Source organism: Mesorhizobium sp. M00.F.Ca.ET.216.01.1.1 (genome assembly GCF_004010325.2).
Lineage (GTDB): Bacteria > Pseudomonadota > Alphaproteobacteria > Rhizobiales > Rhizobiaceae > Mesorhizobium.
Genome location: NZ_SADR02000581.1, coordinates 1 through 283, shown reverse-complemented (window position 1 = coordinate 283; position 283 = coordinate 1). Strand labels below are relative to the sequence as shown.

The following is a 283-nucleotide window of genomic DNA, read 5'->3' as shown; positions in this document are numbered from 1 at the left end:
ACCGTATACCTGCATCAGGCTGCCATTCATCAGCGGCTTTTTTCGATTGTAGGCGGCATCGCTATAATATTTGTCAAAAGTTATTATGTCAGATATCTTCATCCAGTAGACAAGCAGACCGCCGTATCCGTGCTTGGCCGAGCCAAAACCGAGGATAATATCCCCTTTATTTGCATACTTTCTAATATTTGGCTTACAGTTTGCCAAAGAGCAAACTCCAGAGAAAGGATTCGGTGCGAAGCCGACGTCATGCTCTATGACGTAAGAATGCACCTCTAGCACT

1 pseudogene is annotated in these 283 nt (G+C 44.9%); it reads right to left on the bottom strand.

Annotated elements, in window-relative coordinates:
* A pseudogene (locus tag EN859_RS38580) lies at window positions 1-273 on the bottom strand (hypothetical protein); the annotation flags it as partial.
* Window positions 274-283: the final 10 nt, after the last annotated feature.